Consider the following 20,156-nt stretch of genomic DNA (forward strand, 5'->3'; position numbering starts at 1 on the left):
GAACACTATGGACCGCCTGATCTACACCGCCATGACGGGCGCCAACGCGGCGGCCAACCGCCAGGCCGTCCTGTCCAACAACCTGGCCAACGTGTCCACCAACGGCTTTCGGGCCCAGCTGGCCACCTACCGCGCCGTGCCGCTGCGCGGCGAAGGCGCCACCACCCGCGTGTTCGCGGTGGAGGCTACGGCGGGTCACCTGAACACCCCGGGCCCGGCCCAACGCACGGGCCGCAGCCTGGACGCCATGGCCATGGGCGAGGCCTGGTTTGCCGTGCAGGGCCTGGACGGCACCGAGGCCTACACGCGCAACGGCAACTTTGAAGTGGCCACCGACGGCACCCTGACCACCGGCAACGGCCGCCAGGTGCTGTCCAGCGACGGCGGCGCCATCACCTCCCCTGCTGGCGCCGAGCTTTCCATCAGCCCCGACGGCAACATCAGTGCCAAGGTGGGCGGCCAGCCAGCCAACGTGATCGGTCGGCTCAAGCTGGCCGTGCCCACCGCCGACGACCCGCTCAAGCGCGGCGACGACGGCCTGTTCCGCACGCTGTCGGGCGACCCCATGAACAACGAAGACACGGCCCGCGTGCAGGTGGGCGTGCTGGAAGGCTCCAACGTCAACGCCATCGAATCCATGGTCGGCATGATCCAGACCGCCCGCCAGTTTGAAGCGCAAATGCGCCTGATGCAGACCGCCGAATCCAACGACCGCTCGGCCGGCCAATTGCTTGGCTTGCAAGGCTAACCTGAAGGAAACACACCATGATCAACTCCCTTTGGATCTCCAAGACCGGCATGGAAGCCCAGCAAATGCAGCTGGATGTGATTTCCAACAACCTGGCCAACGTCTCCACCAACGGCTTCAAGAAAGCTCACGCGGTATTCGAAGACCTGATGTACCAAAACCTGCGCCAGGTGGGCTCCAACAGCTCGGAGCAGTCAACCTTGCCTACGGGCCTGCAAGTGGGCTTGGGCGTGCGCACTGTGGCCACCAGCCGCACCTTCTCGCAGGGCAACCTGCAGCAGACCAACAACAACCTCGACGTGGCCATCCAGGGCAACGGCTTCTTCCAGGTGACCATGCCCGACGGCACCACCGGTTACACCCGTGACGGCGCCTTCCAGCTGGACAACCAAGGCCGCGTAGTGACCTCGTCCGGCCTGCTGGTGCAAGGCGGCATCACCGTACCGGCCAACGCTACCAATTTGTCCATCGCGCAGGACGGCACCGTATCCGCCACCGTGCCTGGCACCACCACACCGCAGACCGTGGGCACCATCACCACGGCCAGCTTCATCAACCCGGCTGGCCTGGAGCCCAAGGGGCAAAACGTGTACCAGGAGACCGCCGCCTCGGGCCAACCCAACGCGGGCGTGCCGGGCTCCAACGGCCTGGGCGCCGTGATGCAGGGCTTTGTGGAAACGTCCAACGTGAACGTAGTGCAGGAACTGGTCACCATGATCCAGACCCAACGCGCCTACGAAATGAACTCCAAGGCCATCCAGACCTCGGACCAGATGCTGCAAAAATTAGGACAGCTGTGAGGTGTGCTATGAAAAAAATAGCTGCTAGCGCATATCCCACAAGGGCTAGAGGCGGTTTTTACCTGACGCTGGCCAGCACCCTGCTGTTGAGCGCCTGCCAGGGCATTCCGCCCAAGGCCGTGGTGGACTTTGCCGAAGTCAAACCCGAGCTGGCTGCGGCCACCAACGCCGCGCCAACCAGGCAGGCCAGTGGCAGCCTGTTCCACCTGGCCACCTACCGCCCGGCGTTTGAAGACAGCCGCGCCCGCGCACTCGGCGACATCGTGACCATCCAGATCGTCGAAAGCCTGGCGGCCAGCCAAGTGTCCAAGTCCACGGTGAACCGCAACACATCCGCCAGCAACGCCATTACGCCGCCCCTGCCCAGCATGATTGGTGTGGACATGAAAAACCTGGAAATGAGTGTCAAGACCGACAACGACTTCAGCGGCAAGGGCGGAACGGAAGCCGCCAACACCTTCAGCGGCTCCATCTCCACCACCGTCGTCCAAGTGTTGCCCAACGGCAACCTGGTGGTAGCCGGCGAGAAGCAGATCGGCGTGAACCAGAACGTGGACGTGATGCGCTTTACCGGCACCGTCAACCCGCGCATGCTGCAACCCAACAATGTGATCAGCTCACTGCAGGTCGCCAATGTGCGTGTGGAGTCCAAGGGTCGCGGTGCCCAAGGCGAAGCCCAGACAGTTGGCTGGTTATCGCGCTTCTTTTTGAGCTTTAACCCCTTCTAAAGTTCTCCAGAATAGTGCCGAGGGGTAATAGGTCCAGTCGGACCGTCCCCATTACCGACTCTGCACATGACACACTGGAACCACGCTGTAACACCCCGTAGCCGACCCTGGCTAAGCGGGTTGTGCCTGGCCTTCCTGCTGGCAGCCAGCGGCGGCGCCTGGTCCGCCACCCGTATCAAGGAAGTCGCCGCCATCGAAGGCGTGCGCAGCAACCAGTTGACCGGCTTTGGCCTGGTCGTGGGTCTGGACGGCACCGGCGACCAGACCACCCAGATGCCCTACACCTCGCAGGGCTTGGCCAACTACATGAAACAGCTGGGCCTGACCCTGCCCGCAGCGCAAGTCGCCCAGTTGCAAATGAAGAACGTGGCCGCAGTGCTGGTCACCGCCCAGCTCCCCGCCTTCGCCCGACCCGGCCAATCCCTGGACATCAACGTCTCCTCACTGGGCAACGCCAAATCGCTCAAGGGCGGCACGCTGATCTCCACCCCGCTCAAGGGTGTGGACGGCGAGGTCTACGCACTGGCCCAGGGCAACCTGATCGTGGCCGGTGCTGGCGCTGCGGCTGGTGGCAGCAAGGTCACCGTCAACCACCTCAGCGTGGGCCGCATTCCTGATGGTGCGCAGGTGGAGCGTGCCGTACCCACCAACCTGCAGGAAGGTGACAGCATTAGCCTGAGCCTGAATTCGTCTGACTTTCAGACCGCACGCAAGGTGGCCCAGGCCATCAACCGCAAATTTGGCTCCGGCATTGCCCAAGCGCAGGACGGCCGCACCGTACAGGTCAAAGCCCCCGGCAACCCCAATGACCGCGTGAACTTCATCGCCGAGATGGAGGAGCTACCCATCGAGTCGTCGGTGGCCGCGGCCAAGGTCATCATCAATTCGCGCACCGGCTCCATCGTGCTCAACCAGGCGGTGACCCTGGGCCCCTGCGCCATTGCGCACGGCAACCTGTCCATCAGCATCTCCAGCACCCCGGTGGTGAGCCAGCCCGGCGCCTTGTCGGGCGGGCAAACCGTGGTCACCGAAAAAGCCAACATCGACATCAAATCCGAGCCCGGCAAACTGATCCAGATTCCCGCAGCCGCCCAACTCACCGATGTGGTGAAGGCCTTGAATTCACTGGGCGCCACACCGCAAGACCTGTTGGCCATCCTTCAGGCTATCAAGTCGGCCGGCGCCCTGAATGCGGAACTAGAGGTGATCTGACATGAGCTACGGATCCATTTACGGCACCTCCTCACTGTCCAGCTCGCAGAGCCTGGCGGCGGACTCCCAGTCGCTGAGCAATCTGAAGTTCGATGCGAGTAAGGCCACGCCCGAAACCATCAAGGAGACGGCCAAGCAGTTTGAATCGCTGTTCATGCGCGAGCTGGTGAAAAGCATGCGGGAAGCCAGCGCTTCGATGAAATCCGGCATGCTGGACAACCCTGGTACCGACCTGGGCGCCGACCTGCTGGACCAGCAGTTCGCTGTGCAAATGTCGGGCCAGCCCGGCGGCCTGTCGGACATGATTTCCCAGCAGCTGGCCCGCCAGATGGGCGTGACCATGCCCGGCGCTACTCCCACCACTGCCACTGGCACCGGCCCCACCAAAGCCGCAGCCACCACCGACCTGGGCATGGACGCCAAGATCACCCCGGTGAAGACCAAGCGTGCGCCCACCGAGACCCAAGCCGACTTTGTCAAGAAACATTCGGATGTGGCCAGCAAGGTGGAAAAAGCCACCGGCATTCCCGCCAGCTATATGCTGGGCCAGGCCGGCCACGAAACCGGCTGGGGCAGCCACCAGATCAAGGTCAAGGGCGGCGGCAATTCCTTCAACCTGTTTGGCATCAAGGCGGGTGCCGGCTGGACCGGCAAGGTGGCCGAGGTCACTACCACCGAATACGTCAACGGCGTCGCGCAAAAACAGGTCGCCAAGTTCCGCGCCTACGACTCCTATGAAGACTCCTTCAAGGACTACGCGCGCATGATCACGGAAAGCCCGCGTTACGCCCAGGCGCGCACGCAGACCACCTCGGCCCACGCCTTTGCCAGCGGCCTGCAAAAGGCGGGCTACGCCACCGACCCCGAGTACGCCGCCAAGCTCAGCCGCGCCATCAACACCACGCTGCAACTGCGCCGCGTGCAGGTGTAAACGGAGACCACCATGGGCATTCTGAACATCGGCGCGCAGGCCCTCCAGGCCAACCTGGTGGCGCTGCAAACCACCGGCAACAACATTGCCAACGTGAATACCGCCGGGTATTCACGCCAAAAGGTGGTGCTGCAAACCGTGGCAGGCCAGTTCACAGGCGGTGGCTATCTGGGCAAGGGTGTGTCCATCCAGACCATCCAGCGCAACTTTGACTCGTTTCTGAACCGCCAAAGCACATTGGCCAGCACCACGCAGGCCGCCGACGTGACCCGCGCCAACTACCTGACGCAACTCACCAATATTTTCCAGGGCGGCACCGACGGCGTGGGCGCCAGCATCAACGACATGCTGAATGCCTTCTCGGACGTGGCCAGTGCCCCCACTGACCTGACCGCGCGCACCGTGGCGCTGACCCGTGTGGACGAAACGGCACGGCGTCTGCGCTCTGCATCGCAAAGCCTGGACGACCTGCAAAGCGGCATCGCCCAGTCCATCGGCGAGAAGGTCACCGCCATCAACACCCTGGCGCACAACATTGCCGATGTGAACGAGCAGATCTCGCGCGCCCAGGGCAACGGCCAGCCACCCAACGACTTGCTGGACCGGCGCGACCAACTGATTCGCGACCTGAACCAGTACGTACAAACCACCTCCATCCCGGCGGACGACGGAACCGTGGGCGTCTTCATTGGAGGCAGCCAGGCCCTGGTGCTAGGCACCGAGGTGGCACCTGTCTCCATCGTGCCTGACGACTTTGGGGACACGCTGAAGAGTCGGCTGGCCATCACGCGCAACGGCAGCTCCATGGTGCTGGACGAAAACACCCTGGGTGGTGGCGAAGTCTCGGGGCTGCTGCGCTTTCAGAACAACGACCTGGCCGAGGGCCGCAACCTGCTGGGGCGCCTGACCATGGGCATCACCACCGCCATGAACGACCAGCACAAGCTGGGCCTGGACCTGGACGGCAATGTGGGCGGCAACCTCTTTACGCCCACCACCTTCGGCAGCTCCAACATTTACCAGGCCACCGGGCAGACCTCGGCCGCCAGCATGACCCTGTCGATCGCGGATGTCACCCAGCTGGAGGCTTCCGACTACGAGATCAACTTCACCACCCCGCCCAATGCCTCGGTGAAGCGCATGAGCGACGGACTGGTGCGCACCGTGGACCTGAGCAGTCCGGTGACACTGGACGGTCTGACCATCACCACCACCGGTGCGGCGGGTGCCACCGCGGGTGACCGCTTTCTGCTCAAGCCCTACAGCACCTCAGCCAGCAATGTGGCGCGCGAGTTTTCCACGCCACGTGCGCTGGCCGTGGCCGCGCCGCTGGCCGCCACACTCACACCCACCAACACTGGATCGCTGGCGCTGGCCAGCCTTAGCGCCAAGACCCTGGCCACCACGGCGGCCACCGTGCCCCAGCCCAGCTACACCGTCACCTTTACCAATGGCGTGGGCGGCACCACCTACGACATCGTGGACAACACGGGCCTGACCGCCGGCGTGACGGGCCAGTCCTACGTGTCGGGCCAGGCGATCAACTACACACCGGCCGGCTTCCCGGGCTTTTCGATGACGCTGACGGGCTCGCCCGCCACCAACGACACGGTGACCATAGGCCAGAACGCCTTTGCGGCCACCAGCGGTGGCAATGCCAGCGCCATGATGGACCTGCGCGACAAGGCCATGTTTGACGGCGCCGCGCTAACCGATGGCTACGCGGGTCTGATCTCGCAGATCGGTATCCGCTCGCAAAGCGCCAACTACTCGGCCCAGGTGTCCAGCAACATTGCCACCAATGCCGAGAAGGACCGTTCCGGCGTCTCCGGTGTGAACCTGGACGAGGAAGCCGCCAAGCTGCTGCAGTACCAGCAGGCCTACCAGGCCTCGGCGAAGATGATCCAGATCGCCCAAAGCATTTTTGACACCCTGATCCAGGGACTTTCCCGGTAGCCGCTAGGCGCCCAACGCTTGGAGAACACGCATGACCGCTACCGCCTTCACCCGGCTCGGGTCCGCCAACGCCTACGACAACACCCTACGCAACCTGCAAACCCGTCAGACCACCCTGTCCAACCTGCAAGAGAGCCTGACCTCGGGCAAGAAGATCAACAGCGCCGCCGACGACCCCACGGGTGCGGCGCAGGCCGAGCGCGCCATGAACCGCATAGCCCGCATTGCCACTGACCAGCGCGCGCTGGAGTCGCAACGCAACTCCATCGCATCGGCCGAGAGCACGCTGGGCAACATCACCGACGCTCTGCAAAACTTCCGCGAACTGGTGGTAACTGCAGGCAACGGCGTGTACACCGCATCGGAGCGCAGCACCATTGCCGGCCAACTGACTGGCATGCGCGACCAGATATTGGCACTGGCCAACACAAAAGACAGCAATGGCCTACCGTTGTTTGCCGCGCTGGGTAGCGCGTTGGCGCCATTTGTGGGCCCCCAGTCCGTGGAGCCGGACTACACCTTCAACGGCCTGCCCGGCCAAGCGGCCAGCGGCCAGCACACCATCCCGTTTACGCTGGATGGTGAGGCTGCATTCATGAACCAACCCGCGCGCGACGGCGTGTTCAACGTCACCGTGGGCAACACCACCACCGGCTCCATTCCCACCAGCCGGTCGCTGACCACCGATGGCGTAGTAGTGAACAACAGCGCCACCGTAGCCAGCACGGCAGCCTTGGCCCAGGCCACGGCCGGCAACCCCGACTACCCCAGCTACACCGTCACCTTCACGGCGCTGGACTCCACCACTGTGCCGGGCACCACCACGGTCACCTACGACATTACCGAGACCCCGGCCGTCAGCGGCACCAACCCCATTGTGTCGGCCGCTACCGCCTCGTACGCCACGGGCAGCAACGCCAAGATCGCCATCACCGGCATTCCCGGCCTGTCGTTCAATATCAACGGTATCCCGCCCACCACCGACAAGGACAGCGGCGCCACCGTGATTGGCAGTCCCGCTGTGGGTGACACGGTGAACGTGACCTTCAAGCGCAGCGTGTTCAGCGTGCTGGACACCGCCATCAACGACATCGGCAAAGCCACCAATGCCAACGCCGCCACCCAGGCCGTGGCCCAGGCACTGCACAACATCGACATCAGCATGTCCCGCGTGTCGGCCGTGCGCGGCCAGGCCGGTGACCTGCTGGGTCGCGCCGACCGCATCACCACCGACAACGACAAGCGCAACATCGAGCAAGAGGGCAACCGCTCGCGCGCAGAAGACCTGGACATGATCAAGGGCATCTCCGACTTCCAGAACCAGCAGACCGGCTACTCCGCGGCGCTGCAGTCGTACGCGCAGGTGCAAAAGCTCTCGCTGTTCAACTTCCTCGGATAGGCCATGACCCCCTCGGTGCTAGGCAGCGTGACCATGGGGTACCAGCCCCTGTGGAACCAGTGGCGCCGGCGCAGCGGCGTGCGCCTGTGGGTCGACCCGTACAGCGGCAGCGCGGTGGACGCACAGCACCTGCTGCAAGCCCTGCAAGAACTCTGGCCCGCCGGCAAGGAGACGCAGTTGCTCAGCGTGCGCACGCCCGCGCTGCTCAGCGACCTGCTGGAGCACGCGCCGCCCGGTGGCATCTGGCTGGAAGTGCCCGACGCCTGGCTCGGCGACACCCAACTCGCCAACCAGGTGCGCCAGGCCCACCAGCGCGGACGCCGCCTGGTCTGGAGCGGCGAAGTCGGCCAGGCCGCATCGCACGCCGAGGTGCAGGGCAGCTTTCACAAAACCTTGCGCACGCTGAGCCCGCAAGACGCCCTGGGCGCGTTGCGGGCTGCGCTGCGCCGCAACCAGGACGGTGGCAGCGGTGGTGCCGGCGTGGTGCCCAGCCCCGTGGTGCCCGGGGCGCTGTACGAGGGACTGGCCAGCCAGGCTTTGGTGGAGCACGCACTGGACCACCAGGCCGTCTGGGGTGTGGCTGGCTGGCCCACCGAGGAAATGCTCTACGCCTACCGCTACAAGCAGATCCAGCCCGCGCGCGAGGTCATGCGCGACCTGGTTCGCGCCATCGATGCCGATGAATCGCTCGAAGCGCTAGAGCGCCGCATGGGCGATGAACCACTGCTGATCTATCGCTTTTTGCGCTTCGCTAATTCCGCCGCACTGGCCCTGCGCAACGAAACCGCCAGCGTGCGCCAGGGCCTGCTCAACATGGGCTACAGCCGCCTGCGCTCCTGGCTGATGGAGCAAATGCCCCATGCCAGCAGCGATGCCAATCTGCAACCCATCCGCGGCGCCATGGTGCTGCGCGCCCGCATCATGGAGCGGCTGGCCGACGCGGGTGCGGAAGACGAACTGCGCCGCGAGGTCTTCATGTGCGGCATCTTTTCGCAAGTGGATTTGCTGCTCGGCGAAAACCTGGGCGCCGCCCTGCACCGCCTGCCCCTGCCCGGCCGCGTGGCATCGGCCGTGCTGGGCCAGACCGGCCCCTACGCGCCCTGGCTGCAAGTGGCCAGCGCGCTGGAAGGCAGCTCCACCAAAGTCATCCGCGATGTCTGCAAAGCCCACGACCTGCCCGCCGACGAAGTGAACCGCGCCCTGCTGCGCTCGCTGGCTTCTGCTTAGTGGTGTTTTAGGGCGCCAGCCCCCGTGGAATATGCGCAAGTAGCTCCTGAAATAGGAGCAACCACCATCTCAATCCAATAACTTGCTCCGCGCTGGCGCCACCCGTGCCGCCATTTCCAGCCGTAGCATTTGCTCCAACGCGGGGGACGGTGTGGTGGGGTCGGGCTGGTTCACCACACCCCACAGGTTGCGGATGATTTGCATGGGCGTGACCAGAAAGCCCCAAGGGAAGCCCCACCAACCCAGCACCACCGAGAACACGGTGTCGCCGACCTTGCGCTTGGTGCCACATCCCTGACAGCACACCCTGGGACGGCTGGACCAAGATGTCATAAACAGCACGGACCAGACGCGGTACGAAGTGTGCACATCGACCGGCCCCTCACCTTGGCAGGTCGGGCACTGGCCGCGGTGCACGCGGGCTACATACTGGTCGACCTCGGGCTGCGGCAGCGCGCGGGCTGTGATGGCCAACGCACCGCGCTGCATGCAGCTGGCATTGCAAAAGCGCAGGTCGCCCTGCCGTTTTCCGCCAAAAAAGATCGTGGTGTTGCAGTACGCGCAAGATGCCATGACGCTGTCTCCCCTGTGTCGCTGTTGATTTACCAATCGTAACGACTTCGACCACTGGCCCCCACAGTTTTAGCTCCAACGGACTATTGATTCGGCCATCAGTCCGTCAAACCATAGGGAGCGGGCATTCACGCCCGTTTACACCAGGGGAATTTCATGAAAAAGCTTTTGGGCGCGCTCACATTGCTCGCCGTATCTTCTCTATCCCAGGCCGCAAGCAATGTGGCTTTGGGCTCCAGCGTTACAACCACCGGCAGTGGTTTTGGCAACGACGGCGGCTGGTGTTGCTCGGCGCCCGCAGCCTTGTCCACCGTCGTTGACGGCTCGTTTGTCGCCAATGGCCAGCAATGGAATATCGGCACCGTGTTCTGGGGCGGCGCTTATGGGGCGGATGTAATCACCATCTCCCTGCCTACCTTGTCCTCGGTCAGCTCATTGGTTTTGCAGGGCGACAACAACGACGACTATTTGATCCGCTACCGCAATGCGTCCAATGTTTGGGCGGACCTGGCGACGATCTCGCCCAACCGTTCCTGGGGCATGGACATGGGCGGCGCCACCTTTGCCAGCCCTGTCACGGCCAACGCATTCTCCATCAGCATTGTGGGCGGAGATGGCCTGGCCTCCGTTTCCGAATTCCAGGCCATTGGCGCTCCGGTGCCTGAGCCCGAAACCTATGCCCTGCTGCTAGCGGGCCTGGGCTTGGTCGGCACGGTGGCTCGCAGGCGCCAGGCACGCCGCCAGGGTTAGCGGAACACAGGCCGGAAAAACGTGCGCTCGTAGCTCACGATGCAGCGTGTCTCTTCGGCATAGCGAAACGCGGCCTGGCATTCCGCATCGTTGAAAGACTGCTGGCGGTAGGTCTCGTACGCCGCCAGACTGGGGAAGCTGAACATGGCCAGCGCAATGTTGTTGGCGCCCTCGGACGGCAAAAAGTAGCCGTGGTGCTGGCCGCCGAAGCGCTCCACCAGCGGAATCCACAGCTTGCCGTAATGTTCAAACTCGGCGAGCTTGAAGGGGTCGATCACGTAGCGCAAATAGCAGGTCACCATTTCTATCCCCTTGAACTTGGTTGTTACTTTGCCACCGAGGTGGCCTTGCCCAGCTGCTCGTCGCGCAGCCGCGCAAAGGTCTTCCAGAACTGCGCCTCTTGGGTACACGCAAAGTTGATGCGCATAAGGCTGCTGGGCGTGCGCTGGGCGTGGAACAGCGCGCCGGGCGCCAGCAGGTAACCCTCGTCCAGCATGCGCTGGCTCAGGGCGTCGGTGTCCACCCCGGTCTCCACCCAGCCAAACAGGCCCACGGGGTCGGACGCAAAGGTGCAGCCGTGCGCCAGCGCCAGCTTCACGCTGCGCGCACGCGCGCCATCCAGCTGGGTGCGGATGCGCTCGGCATGGCGGCGCAACTGGCCTTGGTCGATGCACCAGGCCAGCGCTTTCTCCAGCAGCGCGGGTGTGGTCAGCGTGGACAGCAGCTTGGTGTCCAACAGGCGCTCGGCCAGGTCCTTGGGCGCGGCCATGTAGCCCACGCGCCAGTTGGGCGCCAGGATCTTGGCGAAACCGCCTACGTAGATGGTGCGCTGCAGCCCGTCCAGCGCGCACAGGCGCGTGGCGTGCTCAGGCGCAAAGTGGCTGTAGGTGTCGTCTTCGACGATATGAAAGTCGTGCTGGTTGGCCAGCTGCAGGATGCGGTAGGCGCTGCTGGGCGACAGGCAAAATCCCGTGGGGTTGTGGAACACGCTCACGCTCACAAACAGTTTGGGCTTATGCGCTTCGCAGTAGCGCGCCATCACCTCCAGGTCCGGCCCTTCCGCGCGGCGCGGTACCGGCAGAATGCGCATGCCCAGTGAATCGAGCCGCGCAAATTCGATGGCCCAACCGGGCTCCTCCACCATCACGTAGTCGCCCGCGCGCAGCAGCGTGCGGCTCACCACATCGAGCGCGTTGGTGGCGCCCACGGTGGTGATGATTTGCTCCGGCGCGGCCTGTATCGACAAACCCGCCAGCTTGGTGGACAGCGCACGCCGCAACCCCGAGTCGCCCGCGGGCTCGCCGTACTGCAACGAGAACGCGTTGAGTGCCTCCACGCTGCAGCTGCGCCGCACCGCCGTGGCCAGAAAGGTGGATTGCAGCCACTCCTTGGGCAACACGCCCATGCCGGGCTGGGGCTTGTTGCTCACGCCCTTGAACATGCCGCGAATCAACGCCGTGGCGTTCAGCGGCGCGTAGCGCTGGGGCACGGTGAGCATGAGGTTGGCCACTCCATTCGCTCCTGATTCGATAGCATCTTGCGCACTGCCGACGGCGACCGAAGGCAGATCGCGTACATAAAAGCCGCGGTTCTTGCGCGCCTCCACCAAGCCTTGGGCCAGCAGCTGGTCGTAGGCGCCCACCACCGTGGACGGGCTCACACCCTGCTGCTGCGCGCACAGGCGCACCGAGGGCAGGCGCGCACCGGGCGCCAGCAGGCGGTCGCGAATGCGCTGGGCAAACAGCGCGGCCAGCTGTTCAGCCAGGCTTTGGGCGGCGGTTTTCATGAGCATGGTGGGTGTCCTGGGGTGGTCCTGTGCTGGCGGTAGCAGCAATACAGTTGAATCGCTGTTTCCATAAACTGTACTGCAAGTGTGCTGTTTTTCAAAGTACAGTGATTCCCATGTTGAACCCATTTGCTCCCGCCGAATTCACCGCACTGCTGTTGCTGTCCACGGCGCTGACGGCCAACCTGGGCCTGCTGCGCGCCATGCGCTTTGTGGTGGCGGTGCCGCTGGGCTGGGGCCTGCTGTTCACGCTGTGTGCGGGTGGCCTGGGCGCGCTGGTGGTGGCCGGCGTGGCCACAGCCGCCTGGATGGAGTCCCTATGAACTCTCTCAAAAAAGGCCTGTCGCTGGGCGTGCTGGGCGTCACCATCTTTGCGCTGACCCTGCCGATGACGCGGCTGGCCGTGGGCACACCCGATGCGCCGCTGATGTCGGGCATGTTCATCGCGTTCGGCCGCGCCGTGGTCGCCGGTGTACTTTCGGGTCTGCTGCTGTGGTGGGGCAAGGCGCCGCTGCCGCCGCGCGATACCTGGGGCCCGCTGGTGCTGGTGGCGCTGGGCGTGGTGTTTGGCTTTCCGCTGTTCACCTCCATTGCCATGCGCCACGTGGAAGCGGTGCACGCCAGTGTGATGGTGGGCGTGCTGCCGCTGGCCACTGCGGTGGTGGGGGCCTTTTTGAACCGCCAGCGCCCGTCCACCGCCTTCTGGGTCTGCGCCCTGGCCGGCACGGCGCTGGTGGTGGCGTTTGCCATTCTGCGGTCAGGCCACAATGACCTCTCATTGCAAATGGCCGATGTGCTCTTGCTATTGGCCATGGCCTGTGCGGCGGTAGGCTATGGACACGGCGGCCGGCTGTCGCAGCGCATGCGCGCCGAATATGTGATTTGCTGGGCCTTGGTGATCGCACTGCCCATCAACCTGCCGTTGGCGGTGTGGCAGTTTCCGGAACACAATTTGCCGGCCAGCGCCTGGGCGGCGTTTGCCTATGTGTCGGTGTTTTCCATGTGGCTGGGCTTTTTCGCTTGGTACAAGGGCCTGGCCTTGGGCGGCACCGTGCGCGTGAGCCAGGTACAGCTGCTGCAGCCGTTTTTGGGCATGCTGTTTGCCGTGCCGATCTTGGGTGAGCGGCTGGACGCTGTCACCGTGGGCTTTGGCGTGGCGGTGATTGCCACCGTCTTCATTGGCCGGCGCATGCCGGTACAAACCGTTGTGAAAGGTGCTCCCGCATGAATCCCGAAACCCTGTTGGCCGCCAGCCTGTTTGCAGTGGTGAGCTCGGTCACCCCCGGCCCCAACAACGCCATGCTCATGGCCTCGGGCGTGAACTTTGGCTTCAAGCGCTCACTGCGGCATCTGTTGGGCGTGAACCTGGGCTTTTCGTTCATGGTGCTGTGCGTGGGCCTGGGCCTGCACTCGGTGCTGGACCGGTTTCCACAGTTTTACGACGTGCTGCGCTACGCGGGCTCGGCCTACATGCTCTGGATTGCCTGGAAGCTGGCCAGCGCACAACCCGGCAGCAGCACAGACACCCCCACCGATGTAGCTGCACGGCCCATGGGATTTTGGGCAGCGGCAGCCTTCCAATGGGTCAACCCCAAAGCCTGGGTGATGGCCGTGACCTGCATGAGCACCTACCTGTCGCCCAACGCCGGCCTGCCCCAGGTGGCGCTGCTGGCAGGGCTGTTTCTGGTGCTGGGCGGGCCTTGCTCGGCCTTCTGGGTGGGTTTTGGTCAGGCCATGCGCAGCCTCCTGCAAAACCCGCGGCGCCTGCGCATCTTCAATATCACCATGGCCCTGGCCCTGGTGGCCTCGCTCTACCCTATGCTCATGTCCTGAAAGAACACGGAGAACACTGGAACCGCTATGACACAAACCCACTGGACCCTGGCCGCACGCGCCGCAAAGATGAACCCCTCGGTGATCCGCGAGATCCTCAAGGTCACCGAACGCCCCGGCATCATCAGCTTTGCCGGCGGTCTGCCCTCGCCCCAAACCTTCCCCGTAGCCGAGTTCGAAGCCGCCTGCGCCAAAGTGTTGAAAGACGACCCCGCCGGCGCCCTACAGTACGCCGCCTCGGAGGGCTACGGCCCGCTGCGTGAGCTGGTGGCCGAGAACCTGGGCAAGCAAAGCGCCGCCGCTGGCGTGCCCTGGAAAGTAGACCCCGCCCAGGTGCTGATCACCACCGGCTCACAACAAGGCCTGGACCTGGTTGCCAAAATCCTGATCGACGCGGACAGCAAGGTGCTGGTCGAGTCCCCCACCTACCTGGGTGCCGTCATGGCCTTCATGCCCATGGAACCCAATGTGGTGAGCGTGGCCAGTGACGACGAAGGCCTGGACATTGCCGACCTGCGCGACAAAGCCAAAGACGCACGTTTTTTGTACGTACTGCCCAACTTCCAGAACCCCACGGGGCGCAGCATGAGCGAAGCACGCCGCGCCGCCTTGAGCGCCGAAGCGGCCCGTAGCGGCCTGCCGCTGATGGAAGACAACCCCTATGGCGACCTGTGGTTTGACCAAGCCCCGCCTGCGCCACTGACCGCGCGCAACCCCGAGGGCGGCATCTACCTGGGCTCGTTCTCCAAGGTGCTGGCACCGGGCCTGCGCATGGGCTTTGTGGTGGCGCCCAAGGCCGTGCACCCCAAGCTGCTGCAAGCCAAGCAGGCAGCCGACCTGCACAGCCCGGGTTTCAACCAGCGTATGATTTTTGAGGTGATGCAAAACGGCTTCCTGGACCGCCATGTGCCCACCATTCGCAGCCTGTACAAGGCGCAGCGCGACGCCATGCTGCAAGCGCTGGCCCACCACTTCCCCAGCACGGCCAACCCCGACGACACGCTGACCTGGAACACCCCCGCCGGTGGCATGTTCCTGTGGGCACGCCTGCCCAAAGGCATGAACGCGGTGGACCTGCTGCCCCGTGCGGTGGACAAGGGAGTGGCCTTTGTGCCCGGCGCACCGTTCTATGCCGGCAACGCCGATGCGCGCGCCATGCGCCTGAGTTTTGTGACACCCAGCGTGGAAGAGATCCGGCGCGGTGTGGCCGCCCTGGCCGAAGCTATCCACGCCCAAAGGAGCTGACATGACGGTGCATATCTGGGGCCGTCTGAGTTCGCTCAATGTCCGCAAGGTGGTGTGGGCCGCGCAGGAAACCGGCGTGACCTTCACGCGCAGCGACGCCGGCATGGCCTTTGGCGTGGTGAAGACGCCCGAATACTTGGCCATGAACCCGAATGCCCTGGTACCCACGCTGCAGGACGGTGACTTCACCCTGTGGGAGAGCAACACCATCGTGCGCTACCTGTGCGCCAGGTACGGAGATACCATGCTGTACCCGCAGGACCTGGCCGCCCGCTTTGACGCCGAGCGCTGGATGGACTGGCAGCAGACCACGCTGAACCGTGACAGCGGCGCCGCCTTTGTGCAGTGGTTCCGCACGCCCGCCGACCAACGCGACGCCGCCGTGATCGCCCGCTCCACCGCGGCCACCGAGCCAGCCCTGGCCCAGCTCAATGACCACCTGGCCCACCGTGCCTATGTGGGTGGCGATCACTTCAGCATGGCCGACATTCCCGTGGCCTGCGATGTGCACCGTTGGTTTGGCCTGCCCCAGCCCCGGCCCGCCTGGCCCCATTTGGAGCGCTGGTTCTCCAACATCCTGAGCCGCCCCGCCACGCGCGGCGTGCTCGACCTTCCCCTTTCATAACCGTTACCCACCTTCAGAAAGCCCACCGTGCCACAACAGCGCCCCTTCGCCCAAGTCGATGTGTTCACCGCCCAACCTTACCTGGGCAACCCCCTGGCCGTGGTACTGGACGGCGCGGGTGTGAGCGATGAGGCCATGCAGGCCTTCGCGCGATGGACCAACTTGAGCGAGACGACGTTTTTGCTGCCCCCCACGGCCGAGGCGGCGGCGCAGGGCGCGGACTACCAGGTGCGCATCTTTACACCCGGGCTGGAACTGCCATTTGCGGGCCACCCCACGCTGGGCAGCTGCCACGCCTGGCTCGAGGCCGGAGGCAAACCCAAGAACACCAAACGCATCGTGCAACAGTGCCAGGGCGGGCTGGTGCAGATTTGCCGCGATGGCACACGCCTGGCGTTTGCCGCGCCAACCCTGCAGCGCAAAAACCCCAGCCCCGGCCTGCTGGCCCAGGTGGCCGCAGCGCTGGGCCTGAAGGCCGCGCAAGTGGTGGCGGCGCAAACCCTGAGCAATGGCACCGACTGGATGGGCATCCTGCTGGACGACCGCCAGACCGTGCTGCAGCTGCAACCCGACCACCTGGCACTCAAACACCTGGGCGTCAAAGTGGGCGTGGCCTCCATGCCCGCCGCGACCACCCAGCATGGCGTGGCCAGCGAGATGGAAGTGCGCGCCTTTGCACCCATGGAAGGCATCCAGGAAGACCCGGTCAGCGGTAGCCTGAACGGCAGCCTGGCGCAGTGGCTGATTGAAGACGAGTACATGCCCAAAAAGTACGTGGTGGCGCAGGGCACCTGCGTCCAGCGCGAAGGCCGGGTCCACATCGAGCAGGACAGCAACGGCCAGGTCTGGGTGGGGGGCGACACCGTCACCTGCATTCGCGGCACCGCCGCCCTCTAAATTCACACAACCCAAGTTCGGGAGCGCCCATGCGCCAACGCCTTTTCAAGCAGGTGGACGTGTTCACCGCCCAGCCCTACCTGGGCAACCCCCTGGCCGTTGTGCTGGACGGCAGCGACCTCAGCACGGAGGACATGCAAGCCTTCGCCCGCTGGACCAACCTGTCAGAGACCACCTTTCTGCTGCCGCCCAGCCCCGAGGCAGCGACGCAGGGCGCGGACTACCGCGTGCGTATCTTCACGCCGGGCGACGAGCTGCCCTTTGCCGGCCACCCCACGCTGGGCAGCTGCCACGCCTGGCTGCAGGCTGGGGGCGTTCCTCAAACGGCGGGGTTCATCGTGCAGGAATGCGCCAAAGGCCTGGTGAAGCTGAGGCGCGACGGCACCCGCCTGGCCTTTGCCGCGCCCAGCCTGCAGCGCAGCGCCCCCGATGCCGCGCTACTGGCGCAGGTAGCCGCAGCGCTAGGCCTGCAGTCGCAGCAGATTCTGGGTGCGCAGTGGCTCAACAACGGCCCCACCTGGCTGGGCCTGCTGCTCGACAGCATGGACACCGTGCTGCAGTTGCAACCCGATGCCGCCGCACTCAAGGGCTTGGTGCCTGGTGTGGGTGTAGCCGGCATGGACATTGCGCCAGCAGCTCCTGATTTGATAGTGCGCAGCAACCGCGAAGCGCGGGCCTTTGGTGCCCGTGATGCCGCGGCGTCACCTGGAGACGACGACACACCGTCCGTGGAAGTACGCTTCTTCGCGCCCGACATCGGCGTGCTGGAAGACCCGGTCACCGGCAGCTTCAACGCCAGCCTGGCGCAGTGGCTGATTGCCGATGGCATTGCCCCGCCGCGCTATGTGGCCGCCCAAGGCACCTGCATAGGCCGCGCGGGGCGTGTGTATATCGAACAAGACGATGCTGGCCAGGTGTGGGTAGGCGGCGATTCGGTGACCTGCATTGACGGAAAGGTGACGCTATGACCGGCACACTGCTGACCGCCCATCTGGGCCTGGCCTGGGCGACCTACTTGGTGAACGCGGGCAGCCCCGGCCCCAGCAACATGGCCATCATGGGCATGGCGATGAACGCCGGGCGCAGGCCCGCGCTGTGGCTGGCGGCCGGTGTGGTCAGTGGCTCGTGGTTCTGGGGTGTGCTGGCGGCGCTGGGCATCTCGCAGCTGCTGGCGGCCTACAGCACCGGCCTCATCGCCATGAAGGTGGTGGGCGGCCTGTACCTGCTATGGCTGGCGTTCAAATCGGGCCGCGCAGCCAGCCAGCCCCATGCCCCCGACAACACCGCCACGGCCGCTGCGAATGCCAGCGCCCGCACGCTCTACCTGCGCGGCGCGGCCATGCACCTCACCAACCCCAAGGCCATCCTGTCCTGGCTGGCCATCGTCACGCTGGCACTGCCGCCCGGCGCACCGCATTCCGTGGCGCTGGCCGTGGTGGCGGGCTGCATGGTGCTGGGCGTGCTGATCTTCTTTGGCTACGCGCTGGCGTTTTCCACACCCACGGCACGCCGTGTGTACACCACAGCACGCCGCTGGCTTGAGGGCCTGCTGGCTGCCGTGTTCGGCTTTGCCGGCCTGCGGCTGCTGCAGTCTGCCACCCACCACTGACCGGAACCCCATGGCACTGAATGCTTTGCTCCCCACCCTGTCCGAGATCGAAGCCGCCGCCCTAGTGGTCTATCGTGAGTTTGGTCCCACCCCCCAGTACCGCTGGGGGCAACTGTCCGACTTGCTGGGCACCACCTGCTGGGTCAAGCACGAGAACCACACGCCCGTGGGCGCCTTCAAGATCCGCGGTGGCCTGACCTACTTTGACCAACTGGCTCAGCGCGGCGCATTGCCAGCCGAGGTGATCAGCGCCACGCGCGGCAACCATGGCCAGAGCATTGGCTGGGCTGCACGCGCCCATGGCGTGCCCTGCACCATCGTGGTCCCGCATGGCAACTCGGTAGAAAAGAACGCCGCCATGCGCGCGCTGGGCGTCACGCTCATTGAACACGGCACCGACTTTCAGGAAAGCCGAGAATTTGCGATGGACCTGGCCAAAGAACGCGGCTCCCACATGGTGCCCAGCTTCCACCCAGACCTGCTGCGCGGCGTGGCCACCTACTGGTGGGAACTGCTCAAAGCCGCACCCGACATCAACGTGATCTACGTGCCCATCGGCCAAGGCAGCGGCGTCTGCAGCGCCGTGGCTGCCAAACGTGCACTGGGCCATAAGACCCGCATCGTCGGCGTGGTTAGCGCCCACGCCACCACCTACGCCGATTCCCTCAAGGCCGGCAAGGTCGTCGAGGCCCCGGTGACCACCCAACTCGCCGACGGCATGGCCTGCCGCGTGGCCGACCCCGAGGCGCTGCAGATCCTGATGGGCGAGATCGACCACATCGTGCAAGTGACCGACGCCGAAGTCGCCCAGGCGATGCGCCAGATCTTTGCCTGCACCCACAACGTGGCCGAAGGCGCGGGCGCCGCAAGCTTTGCCGCGGCCATGCAGGAACGTGACAGCCTGCACGGGCAAACCGTGGGAATTACGCTGTGCGGGGGGAATGTGGACTCGGCGGTGTTTGCCGAGGTGCTACGAAACTAGGAGCTGCTTGCGCTTATGCGGCGTGGGCTAGCACCACCAAAATCCACAAACCGAGCACGGCCAGGAAGTTGACCGTGAACACCATGCCGCGGAGCCGCACATTGCGCGTCAGGATCTGCACCGCACTGTGCAAGATGCGGCCCGCGACAAAAATCCACGCCAACACCGACGCCACGTAGCCCGGCTGCGACTGCAACAGAAGCAGGCAGGCAACATGGAAAAACAGCGGCCACTCAAACTGGTTGGACAGGTTCGCGCTGATGCGCGGCTCCAGGTCCGCCCACGGATTGCTGCCATCTGCGCTGCGGCCAAAGCCCCAAACGGATGGCGCACGGGCAGCCGTTAGCAGGGCATAGAGGAAGGCTGCGATGGCCACATGCGCTGCCATGGGAAGGATCAGAGAGTGGGGCATAAGAGAAATATCAACGGGTCTAGAACCCACCTCACTTGAATTCGTAGTCCAGCTCGTAAAAGTGCTTGCCGTCCACGATCTCGATGTCCATCTGCCCCGAGATGCCCGCCAGCTCCCCCGTCCCCGAGTCCGGCACGATCTGCACTTTCAGCGAGCGCTCGCCAGCAGCCATCAGCCCCAGGTGCACCAAGGCAAAGCTGCCGCTACGCCCGTCCAGCGTACCCACAATGCGCTCAAGCGCCACATAGCCGGCAGACGTAGGCTGCGGTGTGCGGGCCGCCAGCATGTGCACGGTGCTGGTGGCGCTCAGCGGGCCGGTGAAGGTTTTGGAGATGCTGGCGCGCGACAGCGTGACGCCCTCCACCGTGTCGTACGGCGGTTCGCCCTGCATGGTGACTTCAAAGGTGCTTTTAATTTTCATGGAGAACTCTCTTCAATAAGGC

The 20,156-nt window shown here is 64.7% G+C and carries 22 protein-coding genes and 1 pseudogene; 18 read left to right on the plus strand and 5 right to left on the minus strand.

The features are described 5' to 3' along the window. Nucleotides 1-7: 7 nt before the first annotated feature. The 8 genes from J2X15_RS19215 to J2X15_RS19250 all read left to right on the plus strand — a co-directional run bounded on the left by J2X15_RS19215 (nucleotide 8) and on the right by J2X15_RS19250 (nucleotide 9,001). Nucleotides 8-748: a flagellar basal body rod protein FlgF gene (locus tag J2X15_RS19215; protein ID WP_310346023.1), complete on the plus strand. Its 741-nt coding sequence runs from the start codon at nucleotides 8-10 to the stop codon at nucleotides 746-748. 17 nt (nucleotides 749-765) lie between these two features. Next, complete coding sequence (gene flgG, locus J2X15_RS19220; RefSeq protein ID WP_310346026.1) at nucleotides 766-1,548, plus strand: flagellar basal-body rod protein FlgG; 783 nt, start codon at nucleotides 766-768, stop codon at nucleotides 1,546-1,548. Nucleotides 1,549-1,556: 8 nt separating this feature from the next. After that, on the plus strand, nucleotides 1,557-2,276 hold the full coding sequence (locus tag J2X15_RS19225; protein WP_310346028.1) for a flagellar basal body L-ring protein FlgH: 720 nt from the start codon (nucleotides 1,557-1,559) through the stop codon (nucleotides 2,274-2,276). A gap of 66 nt (nucleotides 2,277-2,342) precedes the next feature. Next, on the plus strand, nucleotides 2,343-3,488 hold the full coding sequence (locus J2X15_RS19230; protein WP_310346030.1) for a flagellar basal body P-ring protein FlgI: 1,146 nt from the start codon (nucleotides 2,343-2,345) through the stop codon (nucleotides 3,486-3,488). 1 nt (nucleotide 3,489) lies between these two features. Further along, nucleotides 3,490-4,419: a flagellar assembly peptidoglycan hydrolase FlgJ gene (gene flgJ / locus J2X15_RS19235; RefSeq protein ID WP_310346032.1), complete on the plus strand. Its 930-nt coding sequence runs from the start codon at nucleotides 3,490-3,492 to the stop codon at nucleotides 4,417-4,419. Between the two features lie 12 nt (nucleotides 4,420-4,431). Beyond that, a complete protein-coding gene (gene flgK / locus J2X15_RS19240; protein WP_310346033.1) occupies nucleotides 4,432-6,375 on the plus strand; it encodes a flagellar hook-associated protein FlgK in 1,944 nt (647 codons plus the stop codon). Between the two features lie 31 nt (nucleotides 6,376-6,406). Then, entirely contained in the window at nucleotides 6,407-7,774 is a 1,368-nt protein-coding gene (gene flgL / locus J2X15_RS19245; protein ID WP_310346034.1) for a flagellar hook-associated protein FlgL, read from the plus strand. 3 nt (nucleotides 7,775-7,777) lie between these two features. After that, entirely contained in the window at nucleotides 7,778-9,001 is a 1,224-nt protein-coding gene (locus J2X15_RS19250; protein ID WP_310346037.1) for an HDOD domain-containing protein, read from the plus strand. Between the two features lie 69 nt (nucleotides 9,002-9,070). On the opposite strand, the gene J2X15_RS19255 is transcribed toward J2X15_RS19250, so the two are convergent. Continuing rightward, nucleotides 9,071-9,574, minus strand: a complete 504-nt coding sequence (locus tag J2X15_RS19255; RefSeq protein ID WP_310346039.1) for a hypothetical protein — start codon at nucleotides 9,572-9,574, stop codon at nucleotides 9,071-9,073. Between the two features lie 156 nt (nucleotides 9,575-9,730). On the opposite strand from J2X15_RS19255, the gene J2X15_RS19260 reads away from it, so the two are divergent. Then, complete coding sequence (locus J2X15_RS19260; RefSeq protein WP_310346042.1) at nucleotides 9,731-10,324, plus strand: PEP-CTERM sorting domain-containing protein; 594 nt, start codon at nucleotides 9,731-9,733, stop codon at nucleotides 10,322-10,324. Here the strand turns inward: J2X15_RS19260 and J2X15_RS19265 are convergent. After that, a complete protein-coding gene (locus J2X15_RS19265; RefSeq protein WP_105261452.1) occupies nucleotides 10,321-10,626 on the minus strand; it encodes an NIPSNAP family protein in 306 nt (101 codons plus the stop codon). The genes J2X15_RS19260 and J2X15_RS19265 overlap by 4 nt on opposite strands. Nucleotides 10,627-10,649: 23 nt before the next feature. Beyond that, a complete protein-coding gene (locus J2X15_RS19270; RefSeq protein ID WP_310346047.1) occupies nucleotides 10,650-12,116 on the minus strand; it encodes an aminotransferase-like domain-containing protein in 1,467 nt (488 codons plus the stop codon). A 110-nt stretch (nucleotides 12,117-12,226) separates the two neighbouring features. On the opposite strand from J2X15_RS19270, the pseudogene J2X15_RS19275 reads away from it, so the two are divergent. From J2X15_RS19275 to J2X15_RS19315, 9 genes and pseudogenes are all read left to right on the plus strand, one after another. After that, nucleotides 12,227-12,397, plus strand: a pseudogene (locus J2X15_RS19275) (LysE family translocator); the annotation flags it as partial. 32 nt (nucleotides 12,398-12,429) lie between these two features. Next, nucleotides 12,430-13,338, plus strand: coding sequence for a DMT family transporter (locus tag J2X15_RS19280; RefSeq protein ID WP_310346049.1), 909 nt, complete (start codon nucleotides 12,430-12,432; stop codon nucleotides 13,336-13,338). Further along, the gene (locus J2X15_RS19285) at nucleotides 13,335-13,943 is read left to right on the plus strand and encodes a LysE family translocator (protein ID WP_310346052.1); all 609 of its coding nucleotides are present in this window, start codon (nucleotides 13,335-13,337) and stop codon (nucleotides 13,941-13,943) included. Before J2X15_RS19280 ends, J2X15_RS19285 begins: the two co-directional genes overlap by 4 nt. 27 nt (nucleotides 13,944-13,970) lie before the next feature. After that, nucleotides 13,971-15,188 carry an aminotransferase-like domain-containing protein gene (locus J2X15_RS19290; RefSeq protein ID WP_310346055.1) on the plus strand — a complete coding sequence of 406 codons (1,218 nt, stop codon included), beginning with the start codon at nucleotides 13,971-13,973 and terminating at the stop codon, nucleotides 15,186-15,188. A 1-nt stretch (nucleotide 15,189) separates the two neighbouring features. Continuing rightward, nucleotides 15,190-15,813: a glutathione S-transferase family protein gene (locus J2X15_RS19295; RefSeq protein ID WP_310346057.1), complete on the plus strand. Its 624-nt coding sequence runs from the start codon at nucleotides 15,190-15,192 to the stop codon at nucleotides 15,811-15,813. Between the two features lie 27 nt (nucleotides 15,814-15,840). Next, complete coding sequence (locus J2X15_RS19300) at nucleotides 15,841-16,710, plus strand: PhzF family phenazine biosynthesis protein (protein WP_310346060.1); 870 nt, start codon at nucleotides 15,841-15,843, stop codon at nucleotides 16,708-16,710. Between the two features lie 29 nt (nucleotides 16,711-16,739). Then, nucleotides 16,740-17,678 (plus strand): PhzF family phenazine biosynthesis protein, encoded by a 939-nt coding sequence (locus J2X15_RS19305; RefSeq protein WP_310346062.1) that lies wholly within the window; start codon nucleotides 16,740-16,742, stop codon nucleotides 17,676-17,678. Next, on the plus strand, nucleotides 17,675-18,319 hold the full coding sequence (locus J2X15_RS19310) for a LysE family translocator (RefSeq protein ID WP_310346064.1): 645 nt from the start codon (nucleotides 17,675-17,677) through the stop codon (nucleotides 18,317-18,319). The genes J2X15_RS19305 and J2X15_RS19310 overlap by 4 nt, the downstream gene beginning before the upstream one ends. A gap of 10 nt (nucleotides 18,320-18,329) precedes the next feature. Beyond that, the gene (locus J2X15_RS19315) at nucleotides 18,330-19,301 is read left to right on the plus strand and encodes a threonine dehydratase (protein WP_310346065.1); all 972 of its coding nucleotides are present in this window, start codon (nucleotides 18,330-18,332) and stop codon (nucleotides 19,299-19,301) included. 13 nt (nucleotides 19,302-19,314) lie between these two features. Here the strand turns inward: J2X15_RS19315 and J2X15_RS19320 are convergent, their stop codons facing one another. Next, complete coding sequence (locus J2X15_RS19320) at nucleotides 19,315-19,713, minus strand: MAPEG family protein (RefSeq protein WP_310346066.1); 399 nt, start codon at nucleotides 19,711-19,713, stop codon at nucleotides 19,315-19,317. 31 nt (nucleotides 19,714-19,744) lie between these two features. After that, a complete protein-coding gene (locus J2X15_RS19325; protein ID WP_310346068.1) occupies nucleotides 19,745-20,134 on the minus strand; it encodes a DUF3224 domain-containing protein in 390 nt (129 codons plus the stop codon). Nucleotides 20,135-20,156 lie beyond the last annotated feature (22 nt).

This window comes from Rhodoferax saidenbachensis, assembly GCF_031457975.1.
GTDB classification, from domain to species: domain Bacteria; phylum Pseudomonadota; class Gammaproteobacteria; order Burkholderiales; family Burkholderiaceae_C; genus Allorhodoferax; species Allorhodoferax saidenbachensis_A.